The sequence below is a fragment of the Streptomyces sp. NPDC091271 genome, assembly GCF_044757505.1.
Taxonomy (GTDB): domain Bacteria; phylum Actinomycetota; class Actinomycetes; order Streptomycetales; family Streptomycetaceae; genus Streptomyces.
In genome coordinates this window covers 886,150-909,134 of record NZ_JBIVVD010000003.1, presented here as the reverse complement: position 1 = coordinate 909,134, position 22,985 = coordinate 886,150, and the positions used below count along the sequence as shown (strand labels likewise).

General features: G+C 73.6%; 21 protein-coding genes. 14 read left to right on the top strand and 7 right to left on the bottom strand.

Going from position 1 to position 22,985, the window contains the following annotated elements; translation table 11 throughout:
- Nucleotides 1-67: 67 nt before the first annotated feature.
- Nucleotides 68-361: a hypothetical protein gene (locus ACIQM3_RS15930; RefSeq protein ID WP_104785126.1), complete on the top strand. Its 294-nt coding sequence runs from the start codon at nucleotides 68-70 to the stop codon at nucleotides 359-361.
- A 58-nt stretch (nucleotides 362-419) separates the two neighbouring features.
- Here the strand turns inward: ACIQM3_RS15930 and ACIQM3_RS15925 are convergent, their stop codons facing one another.
- From ACIQM3_RS15925 to ACIQM3_RS15915, 3 genes are read right to left on the bottom strand one after another with little or no spacing between them, the layout of a single operon-like run.
- The gene (locus ACIQM3_RS15925; RefSeq protein WP_401624125.1) at nucleotides 420-1,499 is read right to left on the bottom strand and encodes a prenyltransferase; all 1,080 of its coding nucleotides are present in this window, start codon (nucleotides 1,497-1,499) and stop codon (nucleotides 420-422) included.
- A complete protein-coding gene (locus ACIQM3_RS15920; RefSeq protein ID WP_250287468.1) occupies nucleotides 1,496-2,227 on the bottom strand; it encodes a class I SAM-dependent methyltransferase in 732 nt (243 codons plus the stop codon). The genes ACIQM3_RS15925 and ACIQM3_RS15920 overlap by 4 nt, the downstream gene beginning before the upstream one ends.
- 52 nt (nucleotides 2,228-2,279) lie before the next feature.
- Nucleotides 2,280-3,593 (bottom strand): glycosyltransferase family 4 protein, encoded by a 1,314-nt coding sequence (locus tag ACIQM3_RS15915; RefSeq protein ID WP_401624123.1) that lies wholly within the window; start codon nucleotides 3,591-3,593, stop codon nucleotides 2,280-2,282.
- 233 nt (nucleotides 3,594-3,826) lie between these two features.
- Here ACIQM3_RS15915 and ACIQM3_RS15910 point away from each other — a divergent pair, with 233 nt between their 5' ends.
- The 7 genes from ACIQM3_RS15910 to ACIQM3_RS15880 all read left to right on the top strand — a co-directional run bounded on the left by ACIQM3_RS15910 (nucleotide 3,827) and on the right by ACIQM3_RS15880 (nucleotide 10,190).
- A complete protein-coding gene (locus ACIQM3_RS15910; RefSeq protein WP_401624121.1) occupies nucleotides 3,827-4,435 on the top strand; it encodes a TetR family transcriptional regulator in 609 nt (202 codons plus the stop codon).
- A gap of 125 nt (nucleotides 4,436-4,560) precedes the next feature.
- Nucleotides 4,561-5,796 carry a substrate-binding domain-containing protein gene (locus ACIQM3_RS15905; protein ID WP_401624120.1) on the top strand — a complete coding sequence of 412 codons (1,236 nt, stop codon included), beginning with the start codon at nucleotides 4,561-4,563 and terminating at the stop codon, nucleotides 5,794-5,796.
- A 3-nt stretch (nucleotides 5,797-5,799) separates the two neighbouring features.
- Nucleotides 5,800-6,591: an ABC transporter ATP-binding protein gene (locus tag ACIQM3_RS15900; RefSeq protein ID WP_401624118.1), complete on the top strand. Its 792-nt coding sequence runs from the start codon at nucleotides 5,800-5,802 to the stop codon at nucleotides 6,589-6,591.
- On the top strand, nucleotides 6,588-7,331 hold the full coding sequence (locus ACIQM3_RS15895) for an ABC transporter ATP-binding protein (RefSeq protein WP_401624116.1): 744 nt from the start codon (nucleotides 6,588-6,590) through the stop codon (nucleotides 7,329-7,331). The genes ACIQM3_RS15900 and ACIQM3_RS15895 overlap by 4 nt, the downstream gene beginning before the upstream one ends.
- The gene (locus tag ACIQM3_RS15890) at nucleotides 7,331-8,218 is read left to right on the top strand and encodes a branched-chain amino acid ABC transporter permease (RefSeq protein WP_401624114.1); all 888 of its coding nucleotides are present in this window, start codon (nucleotides 7,331-7,333) and stop codon (nucleotides 8,216-8,218) included. The genes ACIQM3_RS15895 and ACIQM3_RS15890 overlap by 1 nt, the downstream gene beginning before the upstream one ends.
- Complete coding sequence (locus ACIQM3_RS15885) at nucleotides 8,215-9,303, top strand: branched-chain amino acid ABC transporter permease (RefSeq protein ID WP_401624112.1); 1,089 nt, start codon at nucleotides 8,215-8,217, stop codon at nucleotides 9,301-9,303. The genes ACIQM3_RS15890 and ACIQM3_RS15885 overlap by 4 nt, the downstream gene beginning before the upstream one ends.
- Nucleotides 9,300-10,190, top strand: a complete 891-nt coding sequence (locus tag ACIQM3_RS15880) for an alpha/beta fold hydrolase (protein ID WP_401624110.1) — start codon at nucleotides 9,300-9,302, stop codon at nucleotides 10,188-10,190. Before ACIQM3_RS15885 ends, ACIQM3_RS15880 begins: the two co-directional genes overlap by 4 nt.
- A 21-nt stretch (nucleotides 10,191-10,211) precedes the next feature.
- Here ACIQM3_RS15880 and ACIQM3_RS15875 read toward each other — a convergent pair whose 3' ends face one another.
- A complete protein-coding gene (locus tag ACIQM3_RS15875) occupies nucleotides 10,212-12,188 on the bottom strand; it encodes a helix-turn-helix domain-containing protein (protein ID WP_401624108.1) in 1,977 nt (658 codons plus the stop codon).
- Between the two features lie 41 nt (nucleotides 12,189-12,229).
- Nucleotides 12,230-13,015 (bottom strand): 3-hydroxybutyrate dehydrogenase, encoded by a 786-nt coding sequence (locus ACIQM3_RS15870; RefSeq protein WP_401624106.1) that lies wholly within the window; start codon nucleotides 13,013-13,015, stop codon nucleotides 12,230-12,232.
- Nucleotides 13,016-13,277: 262 nt separating this feature from the next.
- On the opposite strand from ACIQM3_RS15870, the gene ACIQM3_RS15865 reads away from it, so the two are divergent.
- Nucleotides 13,278-14,759 (top strand): PHB depolymerase family esterase, encoded by a 1,482-nt coding sequence (locus ACIQM3_RS15865; RefSeq protein ID WP_401624104.1) that lies wholly within the window; start codon nucleotides 13,278-13,280, stop codon nucleotides 14,757-14,759.
- Here the strand turns inward: ACIQM3_RS15865 and ACIQM3_RS15860 are convergent.
- Complete coding sequence (locus ACIQM3_RS15860) at nucleotides 14,741-15,247, bottom strand: hypothetical protein (protein WP_401624102.1); 507 nt, start codon at nucleotides 15,245-15,247, stop codon at nucleotides 14,741-14,743. The two genes, ACIQM3_RS15865 and ACIQM3_RS15860, sit on opposite strands and share 19 nt — an antisense overlap.
- A 272-nt stretch (nucleotides 15,248-15,519) precedes the next feature.
- On the opposite strand from ACIQM3_RS15860, the gene ACIQM3_RS15855 reads away from it, so the two are divergent.
- From ACIQM3_RS15855 to ACIQM3_RS15835, 5 genes are read left to right on the top strand one after another with little or no spacing between them, the layout of a single operon-like run.
- Nucleotides 15,520-16,773, top strand: coding sequence for a prenyltransferase/squalene oxidase repeat-containing protein (locus ACIQM3_RS15855; protein ID WP_401624100.1), 1,254 nt, complete (start codon nucleotides 15,520-15,522; stop codon nucleotides 16,771-16,773).
- On the top strand, nucleotides 16,770-17,456 hold the full coding sequence (locus ACIQM3_RS15850) for an SCO2322 family protein (protein WP_401624099.1): 687 nt from the start codon (nucleotides 16,770-16,772) through the stop codon (nucleotides 17,454-17,456). The genes ACIQM3_RS15855 and ACIQM3_RS15850 overlap by 4 nt, the downstream gene beginning before the upstream one ends.
- Entirely contained in the window at nucleotides 17,453-18,598 is a 1,146-nt protein-coding gene (locus ACIQM3_RS15845; protein ID WP_401624097.1) for an energy-coupling factor transporter transmembrane protein EcfT, read from the top strand. The genes ACIQM3_RS15850 and ACIQM3_RS15845 overlap by 4 nt, the downstream gene beginning before the upstream one ends.
- Nucleotides 18,595-20,310 carry an ABC transporter ATP-binding protein gene (locus ACIQM3_RS15840; RefSeq protein ID WP_401624095.1) on the top strand — a complete coding sequence of 572 codons (1,716 nt, stop codon included), beginning with the start codon at nucleotides 18,595-18,597 and terminating at the stop codon, nucleotides 20,308-20,310. Before ACIQM3_RS15845 ends, ACIQM3_RS15840 begins: the two co-directional genes overlap by 4 nt.
- Complete coding sequence (locus ACIQM3_RS15835) at nucleotides 20,307-21,143, top strand: ECF transporter S component (RefSeq protein ID WP_401624093.1); 837 nt, start codon at nucleotides 20,307-20,309, stop codon at nucleotides 21,141-21,143. The genes ACIQM3_RS15840 and ACIQM3_RS15835 overlap by 4 nt, the downstream gene beginning before the upstream one ends.
- Here ACIQM3_RS15835 and ACIQM3_RS15830 read toward each other — a convergent pair whose 3' ends face one another.
- Nucleotides 21,144-22,958, bottom strand: a complete 1,815-nt coding sequence (locus ACIQM3_RS15830; protein ID WP_401624091.1) for a bifunctional sugar phosphate isomerase/epimerase/4-hydroxyphenylpyruvate dioxygenase family protein — start codon at nucleotides 22,956-22,958, stop codon at nucleotides 21,144-21,146.
- Between the last annotated feature and the right edge of the window lie 27 nt (nucleotides 22,959-22,985).

The following is a 22,985-nucleotide window of genomic DNA, read 5'->3' as shown; positions in this document are numbered from 1 at the left end:
GGCGCGGGCCGCCACCTGGCGCACGCCGTACGGGTTTCACCCGACGTAAAGCGGCAATCCGGAGACCATGTCTCCCAGAACAGGCACAGGAAGCAGCACCGCAGCACGCGTCATAGCCGTCGTCGCGGACATCATGGCCTTCATCATCATTCTGTGGATCCTGATGTACCTGCTCGACGCCAACCGGGGTAACGACCTGGTTCAGTTCGTCCAGGACTCGGCCCGCTGGCTGGCCGGCTGGTCGTACGACCTGTTCACCTTCGACGAGGCGTGGGCGCGCGTCGTCACGGGCTACGGACTGGCCGCCGTCGTCTACCTGTTCATCGGTCACGCCGTGGCGGGCCGGGTCCGCCGCTTCTAGGGTCCTTCGTCTTCCAGGGTCTTTCGTCTTCCAGGGTCTTCCGTCCGGACGAGAGGCCCTAACCCACCCGGCAGCAGTCCGGTTCCAGCCCCGCCGGCAGCCGTTCGCCGCTGAAGACCGCGGTGGTCGCCTCGTCCCCCCCGAGCGCGGCCACCGCGAGCAGCAGTGATCCGGCCGTCCAGGTGGTGAGTTCCTCGGGCCATATGGCCCGCTCGCCCTCGAAGACGTACCCCGTCCAGTAGAGGCCGCCCTCGGCCCGCAGGTGCTGGATGGACTGCAGGATCTCCAGGGCGCGGTCCGACTCCCCCGTCACCCAGAGCGCCAGGGCCAGTTCGCAGCTCTCGCCGCCCGTCACCCACGGGTTGGGGAGCACGCAGCGCACACCGAGTCCGGGGACGACGAAGGCGTCCCAGCCGTCCTCGATCCGCCGGGTCGCGGCGGCGCCGGAGACCGCGCCACCGAGGACCGGGTAGTACCAGTCCATCGAGTAGCGGCTCTTGTCCAGGAAGCGCTCGGGGTGGCTGCGGATCGCGTGACCCAGGGCCCCGGCCGCCAGCTCCCAGTCCGGCTGGGCCTCCTCACGCTGCTCCGCCAGTGCCAGCGCGCAGCGCAGCGCCTGGTACACGGAGGAGGAGCCGGTCAGCAGGGCGTCGCCGACGGGTGTGCCGTCGGCCTCCCGCTTCCAGCCGATCTCCCCGCCGGGCTGCTGGAGCCGCAGCACGAACTCGACCGCGGCGAAGACCGTCGGCCACATCCGGTCGACGAACGCGTCGTCGCCGGTGGCGAGGTAGTGGTGCCAGACGCCGACGGCCACGTAGGCGCAGAAGTTGGTCTCGCGCCCCAGGTCGGTCGGCCTGTCGGGATCACCGTCGTGGTACGCGGCGTACCAGGAGCCGTCCTCGTTCTGGTGGCGGGCCAGCCACGCGTAGGCGCGGGCGGCGGCCTCGTGCTCGCCGGCCGCGTCCAGCGCCATCGCGGCCTCGGTGTGGTCCCACGGGTCGAGGTGGTGGCCGCGGAACCAGGGCAGCGCCCCGTCCTCGCGCTGCACGGCGAGCAGCGCGGCCACGGTCTCTGCGGCCTGTTCGGCGGTGAGGACGCCCGGCAGGACGAGGTGTTCGGTCTGCTCCGGCGTGCTCACGCCTCGGCCTTCGGCAGGTGCGGCTTGGTCGCGTAGGCGACGAAGCTCTTGCCGACGACCGGGTTGAGCAGCTGCTCGGCGACCCGGGTGGCCAGGGGCTTCTTCATGATGTCCCAGACCAGCAGCTTGTGGTACGCGCGCACCGGCAGCGCCTTCTCGTTGTCCACGCCGAAGGCGCACTTCAGCCACCAGTAGGGGCTGTGCAGCGCGTGCGCGTGGTGGGTGCCGTAGGGCTTGAGTCCGGCCTCGCGGATCCTGCCGAGCAGTTCGTCGGCCTTGTAGATGCGGATGTGTCCGCCCTCGACCTCGTGGTACGCGTCGGAGAGCGTCCAGCAGACCTTCTCGGGGCCGTAGCGGGGCACGGTGATCGCGATCCGGCCGCCGGGCTTCAGCACCCGGACCATCTCGGCGAGGACGCCCTTGTCGTCGGGGATGTGCTCCATCACCTCGGAGATGATGACGACGTCGAAGGAGGCGTCGGGGAAAGGCAGGTTGAGCGCGTCTCCCTCCATCGCGGTGGCGGTCGCGCCCGCGGGTGCCTCACCGGCCTCCTTCATCGCGGCGAACCACTTCGCGACCTCGCGGATCTCCTCGCCGTTCTGGTCGAGGGCCACCACCTGGGCGCCGCGCCGGTAGCACTCGAAGGCGTGCCGGCCGGCGCCGCAGCCCAGATCGAGCACCCGGTCGCCGGCGGCGAGCGGGAAGCGGGTGAAGTCGACGGTCAGCACGGGGGCCTGCCTTCGAGGTCGGAGGTACGGATTCCGGGAGCCACGGGGGTCGTCACCTGCGGGCCCCCCGGGCTGCGATCGACTGACGGTACAGCTCGACGGTGCCGAGGGCCGCCTTGGCCCAGGTGAAGTTGGCCAGCACCCGGGCGCGGCCGGCCTCGCCGAGGCGGGCGCGCAGCTCGCGGTCGCCGAGGAGCCGGCCGAGAGCGGCGGCCAGTGCCCCCGCGTCGCCGGGCGGCACGGCGAGGCAGGTCTCCCCGTCGGGCCCGGTGACCTCCGGGATGGCGCCGCCGGTGGTGGCCACCAGCGGGGTCCCCGTGGCCATGGCCTCGGCGGCGGGCAGCGAGAAGCCCTCGTACAGGGAGGGGACGCAGGAGATCTGGGCGCTGCGGACCAGGTCGACGAGTTCGGCGTCGCTGATGCCCTTGACGAACTCGACGGCGTCCTGGAGCCCGTGGCGCGCGATGGCCCGGGCGACGGGGCCGCGTTCGGCCCGCTTGCCGACGACCACGAGGTGCGCATTCGGGTTCTCGGTGCGGAGCTTGGCGAGGGCCTCCACCAGGTGGACGAGGCCCTTGAGCGGGACGTCGGCGCTGGAGGTGGTGACGATCCGTCCGGGGACCTCGGCGACCGAGGGGTCGGGCGACCAGAGGTCGGTGTCGGCCCCGATGTGCACGACCTGGATACGGTCCCGGCGCACCCCGAGGTGCTCGACGATCTCCTGCTGCGACGAGCCGGAGACGGTGAGGACGGACGGCAGGCGGCGGGCGACGCGCTTCTGCATGCGGGTGAAGCCGTACCAGCGGCGCACGGCGAGCCGGCGGCGCGCCGATCCTGCGGCGTCCAGGTCCAGCCGGCGGTCGACGGTGATCGGGTGGTGGATCGTCGTGACGAGGGGTGCGCCGATGTCGCCGAGAAGGCCGTAACCGAGTGTCTGGTTGTCGTGCACGACGTCGAAGTCACCGCGCCTGGCGAGGAGATGACGGCGCGCCCGCAGGCTGAAGGTGAGCGGCTCGGGGAAGCCGCCGGTCCACATGGTGGCGACCTCGGCGAAGTCGATCCAGTCGCGGTACTCGCCGCGTCCCGGGGTGCGGAACGGGTCGGGCTGGCGGTAGAGGTCGAGGCTCGGCAGCTCGGTGAGCGGGACGCCCTCGTCGAGCACCGGATAGGGCTGGGCACCGATCACTTCGACGCTGTGGCCGAGCCGGGCCAGCTCGCGGCCGAGGTGGCGGACGTAGACGCCCTGGCCGCCGCAGAAGGGGTTGCCCTTGTAGGTCAGGAGCGCGATGCGCAGACGCCGGTCACCGTCGGTGCCCGCCGTGTCGCCGCCCGCGAAGGGGCCCGTCTCTATGGCCTCAGCGGTCACACTCGGCCCCCTTCTCACTACGTTCGCCGGAGCGTAACCGGTCGCGCTAATCTAGAACAAGTTTCAGACTGGGTGGTTCAACCCGCACCGAATCTACCGGCAGGTAGCGTCGGCGTGACGGCCGCATCAGGTGATTCGCGCCACGGCGGCCACACTGGCATGCTGTGCGCGCCCGGAAACAGACGCCCGGCCGGACAGGGAACCGGTTCTCCCTTTTTGGATGGGGACGACAGATGACAGCGGAAGCCAGGCCTGGGGAGCCTCCCCTGACGGAACGCCAGGAGGCCCGCCGCCGGAGCATTCTGCAGGCCGGTGCCCAGCTCGCGGGGCGCGGCGGTTTCGAGGCCGTGCAGATGCGTGAGGTGGCGGACGCCGCCGGGGTCGCCCTGGGCACGCTGTACCGCTACTTCCCGTCCAAGGTCCATCTGCTGGTGGCGCTCATGCAGGACCAGCTCCGGCATCTGCACGTCACGCTCCGCAGACAGCCGCCCGCCGGGGACGACGCCGCCGAGCGGGTCGCGGCGACCCTGATGCTGGCCTTCCGGGCACTCCAGCGCGAGCCCCATCTGGCGGACGCCATGGTGCGGGCGCTGACCTTCGCCGATCGCGGGGTGAGCCCGGAGGTGGACGCCGTGTCCCGGCTGACGACGGCGATCGTCCTGGACGCGATGGGGGTCGAGGACCCCACGCAGGAGCAGCTCTCCGTGGTCCGCGTCATCGAGCACACCTGGCACTCGGCGCTGATCACCTGGCTGTCGGGGCGGGAGTCGATCGCACAGGTGAGGCGGGACATCGAGACGGTGTGCGGGCTGATCGACCTCCCGGCGGACACCCGCCGATAGGTGCCCATGTGCGGCACCCACACCGGCACCCACCCAGGTGAGGTTCCCTGCACCATGTCGACGGCGCCACGGTGTTCGTACGGTTCGGCCGACATCACCCGAACCACGCCGAGGAGCCGGTCCCCATGCGTCGCAGAGCCGTAGGCACCATGCAGAGAAGAACCCTGACCGCGACCGCTCTCGGCGCCGCCGGCCTGCTCCTGGTGGGATGCACCGCCGCCGGGCAGGCGGGCAGCGGGTCCGGGTCCGGCAAGGGCGGGGACGAGGCCGTGAAGGTGGGCCTCGTCTACTCCCGTACGGGACTGCTCGCCGCGTACGGGAAGCAGTACCGCGACGGGTTCATGGCGGGCCTCGACCACGCGACGAAGGGCACCGGCAAGGCGGGCGGCCACCCGATCGAGGTCACCGAGCAGGACGACGCGGGCGACCCCGGCAAGGCCGTCTCCGCGGCGAAGAATCTGATCGGCAAGGGCTACAAGGTGCTGGCCGGCACCACCGACTCCGGCGTCGCGCTCCAGATGGCCCCGCTGGCCGCCCAGAACAAGGTGCTGTACGTCAACGGCCCGGCCGCCACGGACGCGGTGACCGGGATCAACGCGTACACCTTCCGCTCCGGCCGGCAGTCCTACCAGGACATCCTCACCGCGGGCACCATGCTCGGAGACCCGAAGGGCAAGAAGGTCACCGTCCTCGCGCAGGACTCGACCTTCGGCCAGGCCAACGTCGCCGCCGTCAAGGCGGTCCTGGGCGCCGAGGGGGCGAAGGTGGGCTCCGTGCTCGCCCCGCCCAGCGCCACGGACCTCACGCCCTTCGCCCGGCAGGTGAAGGCGGGCGGTCCCGACCTGGTCTTCGTCGCCTGGGCCGGCGCGACCGCCCCCGCCCTGTGGACCGCGCTGGACCAGCAGGGCGTACTGAGCGCCGGCAAGGTCGTCACCGGGCTGGCCGGGACGGCGTCGTACCCGGTCTTCGGCGCGGCCGGCGCCAAGGTCTCCTTCCTCGCCCACTACTTCCCCGGCGCGGGGGGCGGCAACGCCGTGGAGAAGGCCATGCTCGACGGCGTCGAGAAGGCGGGCGGCACCCCCGACCTGTTCAGCACCGACGGCTTCACCGCGGCCCAGATGATCGTGCGGGCCGTCGAGGAGGGCAGTGCCACCGACACCGCCGCCATGGTGAAGGCCCTGGAGGGCTGGAGCTTCGACGGGGTGAAGGGCAGGCAGCAGATCCGCGCCGAGGACCACGCGCTGGTGCAGCCGATGTTCGTGGCGAAGCTCAACGGCACCGGAGCCGCCGCCGAACCCGAACTGGTGAGCACCCGGCCGATGGACGAGGTGGCCCCGCCCGCGAAGCCCTCGGCGGGCTGACCCGTGACCGTATCCGGCACCGCCACCGCGCGGGACGAGGGGGCGCGTACGGGCGCTCCGGTGCTCCGGCTGGACGGACTGGGGTGGCGCGTCGGCGGGGCGGCCATCGTCGAGGACGTCACGCTGGACGTCCGGGAGGGTGAGTTCCTCGCCTTCATCGGGCCCAACGGGGCAGGCAAGACCTCCCTGTTCAACCTGATCAGCGGAATCCTCCCGCCCACCACGGGCACCCTCGCGCTGGACGGCGCGGACCTCACCGGACTGCCCGTCCACACCCGTGCGCGGCGCGGGATCGGGCGGACGTTCCAGACGTCCAGCCTCTGGCCGCAGATGACCGTGGCCGAGCACGTCCGGCTGGCGGCGCAGGCCAGGAAGGGCGGTTCGCACCGGCTCTGGCGGCGCGCTTCCCCGTACACCGCCGAGGTGAACGGCGTGCTGGAGCGCACCGGCCTCGGCCACCGCGCCGGGGCCACGGCGGCCGAGCTCTCCCACGGCGAGAAACGCAAGCTGGAGCTCGCGGTGCTGCTGGTGGGCGAACCCCGGCTGATGCTGCTCGACGAGCCGATGGCCGGGGTGAGCGCCGAGGAGGTCCCGGCCCTCACGGAACTGATCCGGACGCTGCACCGCGACGAGGGCCGCACCGTGCTCATGGTCGAGCACCACATGGACGTCCTGCTGGGACTCGCGGACCGGCTGGCCGTGATGCACCACGGCCGCCTGCTCGCCCTGGACACCCCGGGTGCGGTGACCGCCGACCCGGTCGTCCAGCAGGCCTATCTCGGGGAGGGACTGTGACACCGCCCGCACTGCTCCGGGTACGGGACCTGCGCGTGCTCATCGGCGGCCGGCACATCCTGCACGGCGTCGACCTGGACGTGGCACGCCACGGCGTGACGGCGCTCCTCGGCCGCAACGGCGCCGGCAAGACCACGACCGTCCGCGGCGTACTCGGCCTGGTGCCGCGCTTCGGCAGCGTGCTCCTCGACGGCGAGGAGACCGTGGGCCTGCCCACCCACACTTTGGTCCGCCGGGGCATCGGTTACGCCCCCGAGGACCGGGGAGTCTTCGCGGGGCTCACCGTCGCCGAGAACCTGCGGCTGGCCGAACGCCGGGGCGCCGACGGGCCCGCGTACGGCCTGGTCCATGAGCTCTTCCCCGAACTGAAGCTCCGCGAGCGACAGTTGGCGGGGACACTCTCAGGCGGTCAGCAGCAGATGGTGGCCATCGGCCGCACCCTGCTGGGCGGCAACCGGCTGATCATCGCCGACGAGCCCACCAAGGGCCTGGCCCCCAAGGTCGTCACCGAGGTCGCCCAGGTGCTGGAACGCGCCGCCGAGGCGGTGCCGGTGCTCCTGGTCGAGCAGAATCTCGCCGTCGTCCGCAGGCTCGCCGCACACTGTGCGGTGCTCGCCGACGGGCGGACGGCCCACCAGGGCGAGGCCGCCGCACTCCTGGGCGACGCGGAGGCCACCCGCAGACTGCTCGGCGTCGGCAAGGGCCCGCTCACCCCGACCACCGCGGAGGCGGATTCCTGATGTCCACCATCGTGCTGCTCACCATGACCGGACTCGGTCTGGGGGCGCTCTACTTCCTCGTCGCGTCGGGCCTCTCGCTGATCTTCGGCCTGATGGACGTGCTCAACTTCGCCCACGGGGCGCTGCTCTCCATCGGGGCGTACGGCACCTGGTGGGCGGCGTCCGGGAATCTGCCCGGCGCCGGCCCGGGCGGCTGGGGCTTCGCCCTGGCGGTCCTGTTCGGCACCGCGGTGGGCACGATCGCCGCCGTGCTGCTCGAACTGGCCGTCGTACGCCCCCTCTACACCCGGCCCCGGGAGCAGGTGCTCGCGACGGTCGGGGTGGGGCTGGCGGTGCCCGCCCTGCTGTCGGGCATCTGGGGTTCGGACGCCCGGACCTTCCCCGGGCCCGAGGCCCTGTCCGGCACCTTCGGGCTGCTGGGCGCGGACGTGCCGGTCGACCGGCTGGTGCTCGTCGCGGCGGCCGTCGTCGTCCTGGCCGCGCTGCGGCTGTTCCTCGGCCGGACCCGGCACGGCCTGGTCGTGCGCGCCGGGGTCGAGGACCGGGCGATGGTGACGGCGCTCGGCATCGACGTCCGCAAGGCGTTCACGCTGGTCTTCGCGATCGGTGGCTGCGCCGCCGCGCTGGGCGGTGCGCTCGGCGGGCTGTACTTCGGCTCGGTCGACCCCCGGCAGGGCACCTCGCTGCTGATCTTCGCGTTCGTCGTCGTGGTCACGGGCGGCATGGGCTCGGTGACCGGTGCGGCCGTGGCCGCCGTCGTCATCGGCCTGGTCCAGCAGTTCGCCAACTACTACACCGCAGCGGGCCTCGGCGACTTGGCGGTCGTCGTCCTGCTCGCCGCGCTGCTGCTCGTCCGGCCGCGCGGACTGACCGGGAGGCTCGCGTGAGCACCGCCACCACACCCGCACCCGCCGCCGTGACCACGGCGCCCGGGCGGAACAGGCCCCGGCTGCTGCGCTGGTGGCCGGTCGCCGTCCTCGTGCTCCTGGTCGTCGCGCCGTACAGCGCCCTGCCCGTCCCCGGTCTGCTGGACGGCCCGCTCGGCAGCCCGGGCAGTCTGCAACTGCTGGCCACCTGCCTGCTGTTCGGCGCACTCGCCACCGGCTACGACCTGCTGCTCGGCCGTACGGGGCTGCTCTCCTTCGGGCACGCGCTGTACTTCGCGGCGGGCAGCTACGCCACGAACATGTTCCTGCTGGAGGCGGGCCTCCCGTTCGCCGTCGCCGCGGTCCTCGGACTGTGCTCCGGCACCGCGCTCGCCCTGGTGCTGGGCTCGGTGTCCCTGCGGGTCACCGGCATCGGCTTCTCCATGGTGACGCTCGCCTTCGCACAGGCCGGCTCGATCCTCGTGTCCCGCAACCCGGGCGGCCTCACCGGGGGCGAGGAGGGCCGGGCCGCCCCGGCGGAGCTTCTGCCGTCGTGGCTGGTCGGCATCGACCACACCGCGAATCTGTACTGGATCGCGCTCGCCTACCTCGTCCTCACCCTCGGGGTCGTCCGATGGGCCGTGCGCTCCCCCACCGGCCGGGTCTGGGAGGGCATCAAGGAGAACGAGCGCCGGGTGGAGGTGCTGGGCCTGAAGCCGTACGGATTCAAGCTGACGGCGTTCGTCCTGGCCGGGGCGCTGGCGGCGGTGGGCGGGCTCGTCCATCTGCTGCTGACCGGCGGATCGACGCCCCAGACGACGACCTCGGACTTCACCCTGTCGCTCCTGGTGATGGTGGTGCTGGGCGGCTCGGGCACCCGCTGGGGCCCCATGGTCGGCGGCATCCTCTACACCTGGGCCGACCACCGGCTCGGCGACCTCGCCGGCTCGGGCGCGGTCGCCGATCTGCCCGCGGTCCTGCGCGTACCGCTCTCCCAGCCGCTGTTCCTGCTCGGGGTGCTGTTCGTGGCCGTGGTACACCTGCTGCCCGGCGGCCTGGCCCGTCTCCCGTCCCGTCTGCGCAGGACCCGTGAGGAGCACCGATGATCCCGTACGAGGAGATACACGTCCCCGTCACCGGCGGTGAACTGGCCGCCCTGCGCTGGCCCTCCCCCGATCCGGACGCACCCGTGGTCGTGGCCCTGCACGGCATCACGGCCAACGCGCTCTCCTGGGGAGCGGTGGCCCGCGTGCTCGCCGGCCGGGCCACGCTGGTCGCCCCCGACCTGCGGGGCCGGGCCGGCAGCGCCGGGCTGCCCGGCCCGTACGGCATCGCCGCCCACGCGGACGACGCGGCCGCCCTGGCCGGGGCGCTGGGCCGGGAGCGGGTGGTGCTGGCGGGTCATTCGATGGGCGCGTTCGTCGCCGCGCTCGCGGCCGTACGTCATCCGGGGCGCTTCGGCCCCCTGGTGCTCGTCGACGGCGGGTTCGGCTTCCCCGCGCCCACACATCTCTCGGCGGACGAACTGCTGACGGCCGTGATCGGGCCGGCCATGGACCGGCTCTCGATGACCTTCGCCGACCGGGACGCGTACCGCTCGTTCTGGCGTGCCCACCCCGCGTTCGGGGACGGGGACTGGTCGCCGGAGGTGGACGCCTACATCCAGCGGGACCTGAAGGGCGAGGAGCCGGCACTGCGGTCGGGCTGCCGGCTGGAGGCTGTGCGCACGGACGGCGGGGGCCTGTTCCAGGACGAGGTGCTCGCGGCCGTGCACGAACTCCCCGGGCCCGCGACCCTGTTGTGGGCCCAGCGCGGACTGATGAACGAGGAACAGGGGCTGTACGACGAGTCCCGGCTCAGGGCGGCGGGCCAGCCGGGCACGGAGGTCAGGGCGGTGTGCGTCGAGGACGTCAACCACTACACGGTACTGACGGGCGAGAAGGGGGCCGGCCGGATCGTCGACGCCCTGCTGCGGGCGGCGCTCCCGCACTGAAGGCGGCGGGCGGCCGGGCACTCAGCCCTCCCGGCCGCCCGACAGGAGGTGCAGCCGCAGGGCGAGTTGGAGCTCAAGCGCACGGTCGGGCTCGTTCCAGTCGCGGCCCAGCAGCACCTGGATCCGGTCGAGACGCTGCACCACCGTGTTCACATGGACGTGCAGCTCGTCCTTGGCCCGGATCAGGCTGCCGCCCGCGCCGAAGTACGCCCGCAGCGTCCGTACGAGATGGGTGCCGCGCCGTTCGTCGTAGCGCAGCAGCGGGCCCAGCACCGCTGTCACGAAGCCGTCCACGTCCTTCGCGTTGCCCAGGACGACGCCCAGGAAGCCGAGTTCGCCGACGCCGGCCCCCTCGCCGCCGCGTCCCAGCACCCGCATGGCGCGCAGACAGCGGGCGGCTTCCGCGTAGGCGGCGGCGAGTTCGCGGGCCCCGCGCGCCGGGCCCGTACCGGCGACGGTGACGGGCTCCTGGACGAGGTGGCCGAGCTGCGTGGCCGCCGCGCGTGCGGCGGCGCCCGCCGGCGTGCCGTCGGCGTCGCAGTCGATCAGCAGCACGACGGTGCCCGCGTGTTCGGCGCTCACCCCGTGGATGTCGCCGCCGAACAGATACCTCATCGCGGCGCCGCCGAGCCTCTCCCTGGCGGACGCCTCGGCGACCAGCACCAGATGCGGCCGGTCCAGGTCGATGCCGAGTCTCCGGCCCCGCTCGGCCAGCCCGGCCGGATCGCGCTCCGGGTCGCCGAGCAGGTCGCTGATCAGCTCGCCCCGTATGCGGTTCTCGGTCTCGGCGACCGTGCGCCGCAGCAGCAGGAGCAGGCCGGTGACGACGGCGGCGCGTTCGAAGAGCCGCCGGTCGGAGTCGTCGAGCCGGTCCGGCCGGTGCAGCACCAGGCTGGCGAGGAGCTCCTGGCCGGCGAGCACGGCGCAGATCCACCGGCCGTCGCGGTGCACGGCGCGCGCCCCGTGACGGGACTCGTCCGCGGTGCCGGCGAGCCACCCGGCGTCCATGCTGTCGGCGGCGAATCCGGTCCCGTCGGGTCGTACGGCGGCCAGCGGGCGCCCGCCGGGGTCGTGGATGGTGAGCGGGCTGTCGAGCAGTCCGGCGACGGACACGGCGACGTCCTTCACGTCGCCACCGCGCAGCACCAGGTCGGTGAGCCGGTCGTGGGCCTCCTCGGCGCGCTGCATGGCGGCCGAGTGCGCGCGTACGGCGGCGTTGGCCTCGGCCAGTTCCGCGTTGGCGCCGGCGAGTTCCGCGAGGGCGGTCCGGGTGTCGTCCAGGGCCCGGGCCGTGTCGATCGCGATCGCGGCGTGCGCGGCGAGCGAGCAGAGCAGGGCCACCTCGTCGGGGCTGAAGACCCGCGCGGCCCGGTCCGCCGCGAAGAGCACCCCGATGACCTTTCCCGTGCCGCCCCGGCTGGAGCCGAGGAGCAGGGGGACACCGAGGATCGCGACGAGACCTTCGTCCAGCACACCGGCGTTGATGTTGCGGGTGTGGTGGAAGCGCTCGTCGGTGCGGTAGTCGGGGGTCGCGTACGGGCTGGCGGTCTGCGCCACCAGGCCGCCGAGCCCTTCGCCCAGTTCGAGCCGGAGCCGCTGGAAGAGCACGGACACCGATCCGTCGGTGACCCGCATGTAGGTGTCCCCGGCCTCCTCGTCGGGGAGCGTGAGATAGGCGGTGTCGGTGCCGAGCAGCATCCTGGCCCGCCGCACGATCGCCTTCAGCACATCGTCCAGGTCCCGGGAGGCCGCGAGGTCGCCGGCCGTGTCGAAGAGGGCGGTGAGCTGGAGCTCCCGGCGCCGGTGCTGGCGCAGGGCGCCCCTGATCCGCAGGGCGGTGGCGGCCGCCCGCTCCACCTCGGCCAGGTCGGCCGCGGGCACACCGGCGGCCCTCGCCTCCGAGGCGACGGCGCCGAGCTCCTCGGCGGGCGCGTCGTCGGCCAGCAGGTCGAGGAGGCGTGCCAGGAGGGGCGCGGCGGAGGGGGACGGTTCAGACATGGGCGGCCATCGTTCTTCCGGCTTCCGTGGGCGTTCGGGCGTCAGTTGGCGGTCCAGCCGCCATCCATCGTGAGGGAGCTTCCGGTGATGTGCGCCGTGCCGGGGCCGCACAGCCACAGGACGGCACCGGCCACGTCGCCGGGCTCGATCAGCGACTTGAGGGCGCTGCGTTCCAGCAGCACCCGGCCCACCACCTCCTGTTCGGAGATGCCGTGGCTGCGCGCCTGGTCCGCGATCTGGTCCTCGACCAGGGGAGTGCGGACGTAACCGGGGCTGACGCAGTTGCTCGTCACGCCGTGCGGCGCCGCTTCGAGTGCGACCACTTTGCTGAGCCCCTCCAGTGCGTGCTTGGCCGAGACGTAGGCCGACTTGTAGGGGCTGGCGCGCAGTCCGTGCACGGACGAGATGTTGACCACGCGGCCCCAGCCGCGTTCGTACATGCCGGGGAGCGTGCGGCGCAAGATGCGGAACGGTGCTTCCACCATGACGCGGTGGATCAGCGCGAAGGTGTCCGGCGGGAACTCGTGCACGGGCGCCACGTGCTGCAGCCCCGCGTTGTTGACCACGATGTCCGCGTCGGCGGGCAGTCCGTCCACCGCATCGGCCACGGAGAGGTCGGCCACCCAGGGCGTACCGCCGATCCGTTCGGCCAGGCTCTTGGCGGCGTCGCCCGCCTTGTCCACCACGTGCACATGGGCTCCGGCTGCGGCGAGTGCCTCCGCGCAGGCCAGTCCGATGCCGCTCGCGGCCCCGGTGACCAGGGCGGTGCGTCCGGCGAGAGCGGAGGGGGCGAGGGGGTCGTGCCGGGAGGTCAGGGAAGTCTGCATGGGCGTCACCGTAAGGACGTCGCGGTCCGCATCACACGGGGTCGGTGCACACACCCCGGTGCGGCCGCATGGTGGCGGAGTACATGGTGCGGGCCGGCGGCCCCGCGCGAACCGGCGGTCCGGGACGCGTGCGCAAGAGGAGCGCCGCACACAGCGGTACGCGGCCGGTGTCCGCCTGCCACATGGGCGGCCGGTCCCCCTGCTCATAGGTTCCGGCAGCAGTCCGCACGTCCGACCGCACGTCCGACGAGGAGGCCCCACCGTGCGCCCACCGATCCTGCGACGCCTGCTCCGCCGCGTCGCCTCCGTCGCCGCCCTGACCCTGCTCGCCGCGCACCCGGTGTCCGCCGTCGCGGCGCCCGCGGCCCCGGCGGCCGCCGGTCTCCAGCAGGTCACGGGCTTCGGCTCGAACCCCGGCAACCTGCAGATGTTCGCCTACACCCCCGGCAACGTCGCCGCGGGCGCGCCCCTGGTGGTCGCGCTGCACGGCTGCACCCAGTCGGCCAACGCGTACTACACCAACTCGGGCTGGACCAAGTACGCCGACCTGTGGGGCTTCGACGTCGTGTTCCCGCAGACCACCTCGGCGAACAACGCCCTGTCGTGCTTCGGCTGGTTCGACCAGGCCGAGAGCACCCGGGGCCGGGGCGAGGCGGCGTCCGTCGTGCAGATGGTCGAGTACGCGAAGCAGACGTACGGCTCGGACGGCCGCCGGGTCTACGTCACCGGGCTCTCGGCGGGCGGCGGGATGACCGCCGATCTGCTGGCCGCCTACCCGGACGTCTTCGCGGGCGGGTCCGTGGCCTCCGGGCTGCCCGCGCAGTGCGCGACCAGCCAGGCCGCCGCGTCGGGCTGCCAGACGGGCCCGCAGAAGCTCTCCCCCGCCCAGTGGGGCGACAAGGTGCGCAACTCCTACCCGGGCTGGACCGGCCCCTGGCCCCGGGTCGCGATCTGGCAGGGCACCTCCGACTACACGGTCTACCCGGCCAACGCCACGGCGCTGCGCGACCAGTGGACCGATGTCTGGGGCATCGGCCAGACCCCGTCGGGCACCCAGAGCCTGCCCGGCAACACCACCCGGAGCGTCTACGAGGACGCGTCGGGGCAGCCCGCCGTGGAGACGTACTCCGTGTCCGGCATGGGACACGGCCTGCCGGTGAGCCCGGGGTCGGGCGCCGAGCAGTGCGGGTCGACGGCCGCCTACTTCCTGAACACCATCTGCTCGGCGTACCACACGGGCGTGTTCTGGGGGCTCGACAAGGACGCACCGGGCGGTGGGGACGGGCTGCCGGCCCCCGCCGGTCTGAAGGTCACCGGGGTCACGGACAGCAGTGCCTCACTGGCGTGGAACACGGTCCAGGGCGCGGCCTCCTACGCGGTGTACCGCGACGGCGCGAAGGTGACCACGACCGCGTCGACGTCCTTCACGGACACCGGGCTGACCGCGGGCACCTCCTACCGCTACACCGTGACCGCGACCGACTCCTCGGGGGCCGCCGGGGCGGCCTCGTCCGCCGTGACCGCGACCACGTCCGGCGGTACGGACCCGGCGCGCTGCTTCACGGCGACGAACTACGCCCATGTGACGGCGGGCCGGGCCCACACCTCGGGCGGCCACGCCTACGCGAACGGTTCGGAGCAGGACATGGGGCTGTACAACGTCTTCGTCACCCACACCCTCAGGGAGTCGCCCGCGGGCCACTTCGTGATCGCCGACTCCGGCTGTCAGGCCGGGTCCTCGTAGTCGTCCCTGACCTTCCCCGGAAGGCGGCAGCCGTCCTCGACGGCGGTGAGGGACACGGTCCGTCCGGCGTTCTCCACCGCGTAGTACCGGGCGTACAGCTTCCAGCCCCGCTTGGCGAGGGTGCGGTAGGTGACGTCCTGCTCGGCATGGCTGGAGACGATCTCCCAGTCGTGCTGCCGCAGCCGCATCACCGTCGCCTCGAAGGCGCCGGCGGCGTCCGCCGCCGGCGCGTAGCCCGTCCAGGGCGCGACGCAGCCGTTCCAGTCGCCCTCCGGCAGCCGGGCCGTGGAGGTGTCGCCGGGCGGCAGGCCCGCGGCCTCGGCGAAGCCGGCTATCTCGTCGGCGACCGTCCGTGTGGTGAAAGGCGGGGTGGGGGCCGGGGAAGGGGGTGGTGCGCTCTCGCTGTCACTGATGAGGCCGCAGCCCGTGGTCACCGTCATGAATCCGGCCGCCACGGCGGTGACGGCCGCCGTCCTTCGTCTGCGCACTGGTGCTTCCCACCGGTCGTCCCAACCCCACGGGCACGCGCCCGTGTGACCCCCCGCCGGAGTCTCGCATGGGGTCTGACCTGCTGGGAAGGCCCTTCGCCCAGGGAGTGCGGCTGTCCGCCCGGAGGGGTTCGAAAGCGCCCCGGTAGAGTGGGCGGATCGTCATCATGCCCGTACAGGGGGAAGCCGGTGCGAATCCGGCGCCGACCCTTCCCCGAGCGCTCGGCCAGCTCGAGCAGGGGAGAAACCCCATTCGAGAGGCCCAGTCCGCCATGTCCGTACGCCGCCGCGCGGCAGCGCTCGCGATCACCGCCGTGCTCTGTGGAGCGGCCGCCCCGGTGGCGGTCGCCGCGCCGAGTCCGACCCCGTCCACGCCTGAACTCCCGGCCGGGCTGTACGGCACCGAGGACCCGACGTACGACGGGGTGTGGCGCCAGTCGCTCGCCTTCCTCGCCCAGAAGATCGAGCTGGTCACGCCCGCCACGCAGTCGGTGGACTGGCTCGTCGGCCAGCAGTGCGACAGCGGGGCCTTCCCCTCCTACCGCGACGCCTCCAAGCCCTGCGACGCGAAGACGGTGGCTGACACCAACGCCACCGCGGCGGCTGTCCAGGCCATGGTCGAGCTGGCCGTGCACCGTGAGGTCGTGGACAACGGCGTCAGCTGGCTGAAGTCCGTACAGAACGAGGACGGCGGCTGGGGCTACAACCCGGGCAGCCCGAGCGACGCCAACTCCACCGGCGTCGTGGCCGGGGCACTGGCGCGGGCCGGTGTGCCGCTCGCCGAGGTCACCAGGAAGGGTGGCAGGACGCCGTACACGGCGCTGCAGACCTTCGCGCTGCCCTGCGGGGGCAAGGACGGCGGGGCGTTCGCCTACCAGCCGGACAAGAAGGGCGAGCTCACCGCCAACGCGGACGCCACGGCGGCCGCGGTCCTCGGCGCGATGGGCAAGGGCATGGCCTCGGGGAACTACAACGCGGCCAAGGCGCCCGTCTGCGCCGGGGGTTCCGGTCTCACCCCCGAGCAGTCCGCGCAGAACGGCGCCTACTACCTGGCGAAGACCCTCGCCGGGTCGGGTCATCTGGAACTGCCGCCCATGCCGGGCGCCGAGGAGTCGGCGCCGCGGCCGGACTTCGGCAACACGGCCGACGCGGTCGTGGCGCTGGCGGCGGCCGGCCACAAGGACAAGGCGGCCGGAGCGGTCGCGTATCTGGAGAAGCACGCCCAGGGCTGGGCGAAGGAGGGCGGCCCCGCCGCCACCGCCCAACTGGTGCTCGCCGCGCACGCGACCGGCACCGACGCACGTGACTTCGGCGGCGTCGACCTCGTGAAGCAGCTCAACACGACGGGCCCCGCGCCCGCCGCGACCGCCGTTCCCTCGCCGACCGCGACGGCGCCGGAGAAGCCCGCGGACACGAGCAGTGACGACGAGGGGCTCGGCCTCTGGTGGATCATCGGCATCGGTCTCGCCTTCGGCGCCGGCATCGGCTTCCTGCTCAGCGGACGCCGGAAGAACCAGCAGCTGTGAGGCGCCCGCTGCGGACGGCGGCGGTGCTCCTCCTCGTCGGCGCCGTCCTGGCCGTGCTGGGCGCGGGGAGCGCGCAGGCGGCCGGTTACCGCTACTGGTCGTTCTGGGACAGTGACGGCGGGAAGAGCTGGACGTACGCCACCCAGGGGCCTTCCGTCGTCCGGCCGGACGACGGCGCGGTGCAGGGTTTCCGCTTCTCGGTGAGCGCGGATTCCCAGGACTCGGCGCAGCCGCGTCGCGCACCCGGCTTCGGGGCCGTCTGCGCGGACACCCCGGCGAAGGACGGCCTGAAGCGGGTCGCGCTGGTCATCGATCCGGGGACGGCCGAGGACGCACCGGACGGCGAGAAGCCGCCCGCGCCGCGTACCGCCTGCGCCCAGGTCGCACCGGACGCGAGCACCGCCGAGGCGCTCGCCTCGGTGGCGAAGCCCCTGCGGTACGACAGCGCCGCGATGCTCTGCGCGATCTCGGGCTATCCGCGGTCGGGCTGCGGTGAACAGGTCGACGGGCGCTCCGGCGGGCCGGAGTCCAGCGTTCCGGCCACCGCGTCCGCCTCCGGCGCCGGCGGTGCGACGGCCGGTGGTTCCGACGGCGGCGGCCCGTCGGTGGGTGTGCTCACCGGCGTCGGCGCGGTGCTCGTCCTGGGTGTCGCCGCTGTGCTGCAGGCCCGCCGCCGCCGATGACCCGCTCCACCGGCCCGGCCCGGCTCCGCCCTGCCCTGCGCGCCCCCGGGGCCACCCGGGGCAACGCGCTGCCGGCCGGGGCCTGGTGGCTGTGGGCGCTCGGGCTGGCGACCGCCGCGTCCCGTACGACCAACCCGCTGCTGCTCGGGCTGCTGGTGGGCGTGGCCGGCTATGTGGTGGCGGCGCGCCGCACGGACGCCCCGTGGGCCCGTTCGTACGGGGCGTTCATCAAGCTCGGGCTGGTCGTCGTCGGCGTACGGCTGGTGTTCTCCGTCGTCCTCGGCTCCTCGGTCCCCGGCACGCATGCCCTGTTCACGATGCCCGGGGTGCCCTTGCCCGACTGGGCGCAGGGGATCAGGATCGGCGGCCGGGTCACGGCGGAGCAGGTGGTGTTCGCACTGTACGAGGGCGCGAAGCTGGCCACCCTGCTGATCTGCGTCGGGGCCGCGAACTCGCTGGCCAACCCGGCCCGCCTGCTGAAGTCGCTGCCCGGCGCCCTCTACGAGGTGGGCGTCGCCGTCGTCGTCGCGATGACCTTCGCGCCGAACATGGTCGCCGACGTGGCGCGGCTGCGGACGGCCCGCAGGCTGCGCGGCCGCCCGACCGGCGGGGTCGGAGCCGTGCTCCAGATCGGGCTGCCGGTGCTGGAGGGCGCGCTGGAGCGGTCGGTGGCCGTCGCGGCGTCGATGGACGCGCGGGGGTACGGGCGCACCGCGCAGGTCCCGCCCGCCGTCCGCCGCACCACCCATGTGCTGACGCTCGGCGGGCTGCTGGGTGTGTGCGCGGGGACGTACGGGCTGCTGGCCGCACAGGGCGCCGCGCACGGGCTGCCGTTGCTGCTGGCCGGGCTGCTCGCGGCGCTGGCCGGGCTCAGGCTCGGCGGGCGCCGCTCGGTGCGTACCCGCTACCGGCCGGACCGCTGGGGCGTACGCGCCTGGCTCGTCGCCGCCTCGGGTGCGGCCGTCGCGGCTGCGATGATCTGGGCGGGCGCCGCCTCCCCGGACGCCCTGCGTCCGGGCGTCGTCCCGCTCACCGCCCCCGTCCTGCCGCTGTGGCCGGCCGCCGCCGTGCTGATCGGGCTGCTGCCCGCCGTGGTGGCCCCGCTGCCGCCTTCCCCCTCGGACTCCAAGGAGCGCTCATGATCCGGTTCGAGAACGTCTCGGTGCGGTACGAGGGCGCGGAGCGCCCCACCCTGTCCGGGGTCGACCTCACGATCCCCGAGGGCGAACTGGTGCTGGCCGTCGGCCCGTCCGGTGTCGGCAAGTCGACTCTGCTGGGTGCCGTGTCCGGTCTCGTGCCGCACTTCACGGGCGGGGTGCTGACCGGCCGGGTCACCGTCGGCGGCCGGGACACCCGGACCCACAAGCCGCGTGAACTCGCCGACCTGGTGGGCACGGTGGGCCAGGATCCGCTCGCCCACTTCGTGACGGACACCGTGGAGGACGAGCTGGCGTACGGCATGGAGTCGCTGGGCCTCGCCCCGGACGTGATGCGCCGCCGTGTCGAGGAGACGCTGGATCTGCTGGGGCTGGCGGAGCTCCGCGACCGGCCGATCGCCACGCTCTCCGGGGGCCAGCGGCAGCGGGTCGCGATCGGCTCGGTCCTCACCCCGCACCCCAGGGTCCTCGTTCTCGACGAGCCGACGTCCGCCCTGGACCCGGCGGCGGCCGAGGACGTCCTGGCGGTCCTCCAGCGGCTGGTGCACGACCTGGGCACGACGGTGCTGATGGCCGAGCACCGCCTGGAGCGTGTGGTGCAGTACGCCGACCAGGTCCTCCTGCTGCCCGCGCCCGGCGCCGCCCCGGTGATGGGCGCGCCCGCCGACATCATGGCCCTCTCGCCCGTCCGGCCGCCGGTGGTGGCGCTGGGCCGGCTCGTGGGCTGGGACCCGCTGCCGCTGTCGGTGCGCGACGCCCGGCGCCGTGCGGTGGACCTGCGGGAGCGTCTCGCGGATGTGGAACCGCCGGCGCGCGAGACCCCGGCGGCCGCCGCGGTGGCTCCGCTCCCCGCTCCCCCCTCCGTCCGCCCCGGCCTGCTGGGCCGGCTGCTCGGCCGCCGCCCGGCCGCGGCGCCCGCGATCCCCCCGGTCCTCGACGCGGTCACCCGGGTCGAGGGGCTCGGGGTCCGGCACGGGCGGGTCCAGGCGCTGCGCGGGGTGACGCTGTCCGTCGCGCCGGGCGAGACCGTGGCCCTGATGGGCCGTAACGGCGCGGGGAAGTCGACGCTGCTGACGACCCTCGTCGGGATGACCGAGCCGACCACGGGATCCGTCCTGGTCGGCGGCCTGCACCCGTCCCGTACGCCGCCGCGCGACATGGTGCGCCGGGTCGGGCTCGTGCCGCAGGAGCCGCGCGACCTGCTGTACGCGGACACGGTCGCCGCCGAGTGCGCGGCCGCCGACTCCGACGCGGGCGCGCCCGGGGGCAGCTGCCGGGCCCTGGTCTCCGAGCTGCTGCCCGGGGTGCCCGACGACATCCACCCCCGTGATCTCTCGGAGGGCCAGCGGCTCGCGCTGGCCCTCGCCCTGGTGCTCACCGCCCGGCCCCCGCTCCTCCTCCTGGACGAGCCGACGCGGGGGCTGGACTACGCGGCGAAGGGGCGGCTCGTCGGCGTACTGCGCCGGCTGGCCGCCGAGGGCCACGCGATCATCCTGGCCACGCACGATGTGGAGCTGGCGGCGGAGCTGGCCGACCGGGTCGTGATCCTGGCGGACGGTGAGGCCGTCGCCGACGGCCCGACCCGGCAGGTCGTGGTCTCCTCGCCCGCGTTCGCCCCGCAGATCTCGAAGATCCTGGCGCCACGGGAGTGGCTGACCGTGTCGCAGGTGCGCAGGGCTCTGGAGGCTCTCGCGTGACGGCCCGGTCCACTCGCCCGGTCAGGCTCGGTCCGCACGCCGTCGCCGCCCTCGTCCTGATCAGCGCCGTCGGGCTGGTCGCCTTCGGCTGGCCGCTGCTGGCGGGGGCGGACTCCGGTCTCGCCCACGCGCAGGACGCGCCGTGGCTCTTCGCCGTCCTGCTGGTGCTGCTCGTCGGGGTGGTCCTCGCGACGATCGCGGACTCCGGTCTGGACGCGAAGGCCGTCGCGATGCTGGGCGTCCTCGCCGCGGTGGGTGCGGCACTGCGTCCGCTGGGCGCGGGAACGGCCGGCCTGGAGCCCATGTTCTTCCTGATGGTGCTGAGCGGCCGGGTGCTGGGCCCGGGCTTCGGCTTCGTGCTCGGCTCGGTCACGATGTTCGCCTCGGCGCTGCTCACGGGCGGGGTCGGGCCGTGGATGCCGTTCCAGATGCTGTCGATGGGCTGGTTCACCATGGGCGCGGGCCTGCTGCCGGGCCCGGACCGGCTGCGCGGCCGGGGCGAGCTGCTGATGCTGGCGGGGTACGGCTTCGCGGCGGCGTTCGCGTACGGCACCGTGATGAATCTGTACGGCTGGACGATCGTGCCGGGGCTCGGCTCGGGCATCTCCTTCGTCCCGGGCGACCCGCTCACCGAGAACCTGGTCCGCTTCCTCGCCTACTGCACCGCCACCTCGATCGGCTGGGACCTGGGCCGCGCCGTCCTCACGGTCGCCCTGACGGTGGCCATCGGCCCCACGCTGCTGAGAGCCCTGCGCCGGGCCACCCGCCGCGCCGCGTTCGACGCGCGGGCGGACTTCGACGCGCGGGCGGACTTCGAGGCGCTCCCGGACTGATCAGTCGGCCAGTGCGTGCTGCGCGGCGAGCCTGACGGGGGCGTTCCTGGCGCCGTACCCGTCGTATCCGCCGACGCGTTCGACGAGTTCGAAGAAGACGCGGCCGGTCGTCACGGTGTAGCAGTGCCGGAACTCCCCCTTCCCGTCCCGGTCGTAGAGGATGCCGAGTTCGCGGTAGGTCTCCAGCTCGCCCGGGGCGAAGTCGTAGTGCGCCGCCAGGTCGTCGTAGTAGTTGGCGGGCACGGGCAGCATCCGGGCGCCGGCCGCGAGGGCGCGGCGGACGGCGGTGACGAGGTCGTCGGTGGCCAGGGCCACGTGCTGGGGGCGTCCTCCCCGGGCCGGGTCCTGGGTGGGGGACGCCCCCACGCCGAGGGCGATGCGCACGGTGCCGTCCTCGTTGCTGACGGCGCGGCTGCGGAGCAGGCCGTACGGGTCGGCGAGGTCGACGCTCGCGTGCGGCTGGAGACCGAGCACCCCGCGGTGGAAGAGGGTCGCCTCGTCGAAGTGGTGCCAGGGCTGGGTCAGCGCCACATGGTCGACGCGGGTGATCCCGACCGGGCCGGGGGTGTGCGGGGTGGGCGCGAAGTCACCGGTCCAGCCGGCTCGGGCGGTGCCCTCTTCCGTGTCCTGTGGACGGTCGGTGACGCAGAAGAAGAACTCGGTGCCGTCGGGCGCGGCCACCGCGTCCAGCGGGGCGTCACCGGGGGCGCGGCGCCGGGGCAGGACGGGGGCGAGCAGCGACTCGGCCCGCGCTGAGGCACCCGACGGGTCGGGGCTCTCCAGGCCCACCGCGGTGAGCGAGGGCTCCGGCCGGTGGCTGCCGGTGTCGGTGTTGAGCAGGATGCGGGCCTCGCCCTGTTCCCAGAGGTCCACCGGCTTCCCGGAGTGCCTGGCCGTACGGGAGAAGCCCAGCGCCGTCAGCAGGGGCGCGATCCTGGCCGTGTCGGCCGTGGCGATCTCGACGAAGGCGAACCCGGTGGGGACGACCGGCGCCGGAGGCGCGGTCAGTCCGGCCGACTCCTGGAGCAGTGTCAGCGAGCGCAGGGCGTCCACCGCGGTGCGGCCCGCGTCCGCCTGGCGGAAGACGTCGTTGAACACCTCCAGGGAGAGGGGCCCGTCGTATCCGGCGCGGACGGCGGCCCGCACCAGACCGGTGACGTCGAGGTCGCCCTGGCCCGGGAAGCAGCGGTGGTGGCGGCTCCACTGCAGCACGTCGAGCGACATCTGCGGGGCGTCGGCGAGCTGCAGAAAGAAGATCTTGTCGCCGGGGATGGCCTCGATCCCCGCGACGTCGGAGCCCCGGGCCAGGATGTGGAAGCTGTCCAGGCAGACCCCGAGGGCGGGGTGGTCCGCGGCCTCGACGATGCGCCAGGCGTGCTCGTACGTGCTGACATGACGGCCCCACGCCAGCGCCTCGTACGCGACGCGGATGCCCGACTCCTGCGCGAGGTCCGCCAGCCGGCGTAGCTGCTCGGCGGCGAGGGCGTCGTCGTCCACGGCGTGGGGCGACACGCTGGAGCAGACCAGGACGGTGTCGGCGCCGAGCCGCCGCATGAGCCGGAACTTGTGCTCGGCGCGCCGCAGGTTGCGGGCGAACTCGTCGGCGGGGACGGCCTCGATGTCGCGCATCGGCTGGAAGAGGTCGATCGTCAGACCGAGGTCGGCCGCCCGGTCCCTGATCTCCTCGGGGCTCAGCGGGCTCCCGATCAGGTCGTTCTCGAAGATCTCCACGCCGTCGAAGCCGGCGCGTGCCGCCGCGGTGAGCTTCTCGGTGAGCGTGCCGCTGAGCGAGACGGTGGCGATGGACGTGCGCATGTCGGTCCTCCTGCGGGCTTCCTGCGA

Bases quoted from the DNA above. Each gene is read 5' to 3' on its own strand.
- ACIQM3_RS15930 (WP_104785126.1), top strand. From the start codon at position 68: ATGTCTCCCAGAACAGGCACAGGAAGCAGCACCGCAGCACGCGTCATA.
- ACIQM3_RS15910 (WP_401624121.1), top strand. From the start codon at position 3,827: ATGACAGCGGAAGCCAGGCCTGGGGAGCCTCCCCTGACGGAACGCCAG.
- ACIQM3_RS15905 (WP_401624120.1), top strand. From the start codon at position 4,561: ATGCGTCGCAGAGCCGTAGGCACCATGCAGAGAAGAACCCTGACCGCG.
- ACIQM3_RS15890 (WP_401624114.1), top strand. From the start codon at position 7,331: ATGTCCACCATCGTGCTGCTCACCATGACCGGACTCGGTCTGGGGGCG.
- ACIQM3_RS15880 (WP_401624110.1), top strand. From the start codon at position 9,300: ATGATCCCGTACGAGGAGATACACGTCCCCGTCACCGGCGGTGAACTG.
- ACIQM3_RS15875 (WP_401624108.1), bottom strand. From the start codon at position 12,188: ATGTCTGAACCGTCCCCCTCCGCCGCGCCCCTCCTGGCACGCCTCCTC.
- ACIQM3_RS15870 (WP_401624106.1), bottom strand. From the start codon at position 13,015: ATGCAGACTTCCCTGACCTCCCGGCACGACCCCCTCGCCCCCTCCGCT.
- ACIQM3_RS15855 (WP_401624100.1), top strand. From the start codon at position 15,520: ATGTCCGTACGCCGCCGCGCGGCAGCGCTCGCGATCACCGCCGTGCTC.
- ACIQM3_RS15845 (WP_401624097.1), top strand. From the start codon at position 17,453: ATGACCCGCTCCACCGGCCCGGCCCGGCTCCGCCCTGCCCTGCGCGCC.
- ACIQM3_RS15840 (WP_401624095.1), top strand. From the start codon at position 18,595: ATGATCCGGTTCGAGAACGTCTCGGTGCGGTACGAGGGCGCGGAGCGC.
- ACIQM3_RS15830 (WP_401624091.1), bottom strand. From the start codon at position 22,958: ATGCGCACGTCCATCGCCACCGTCTCGCTCAGCGGCACGCTCACCGAG.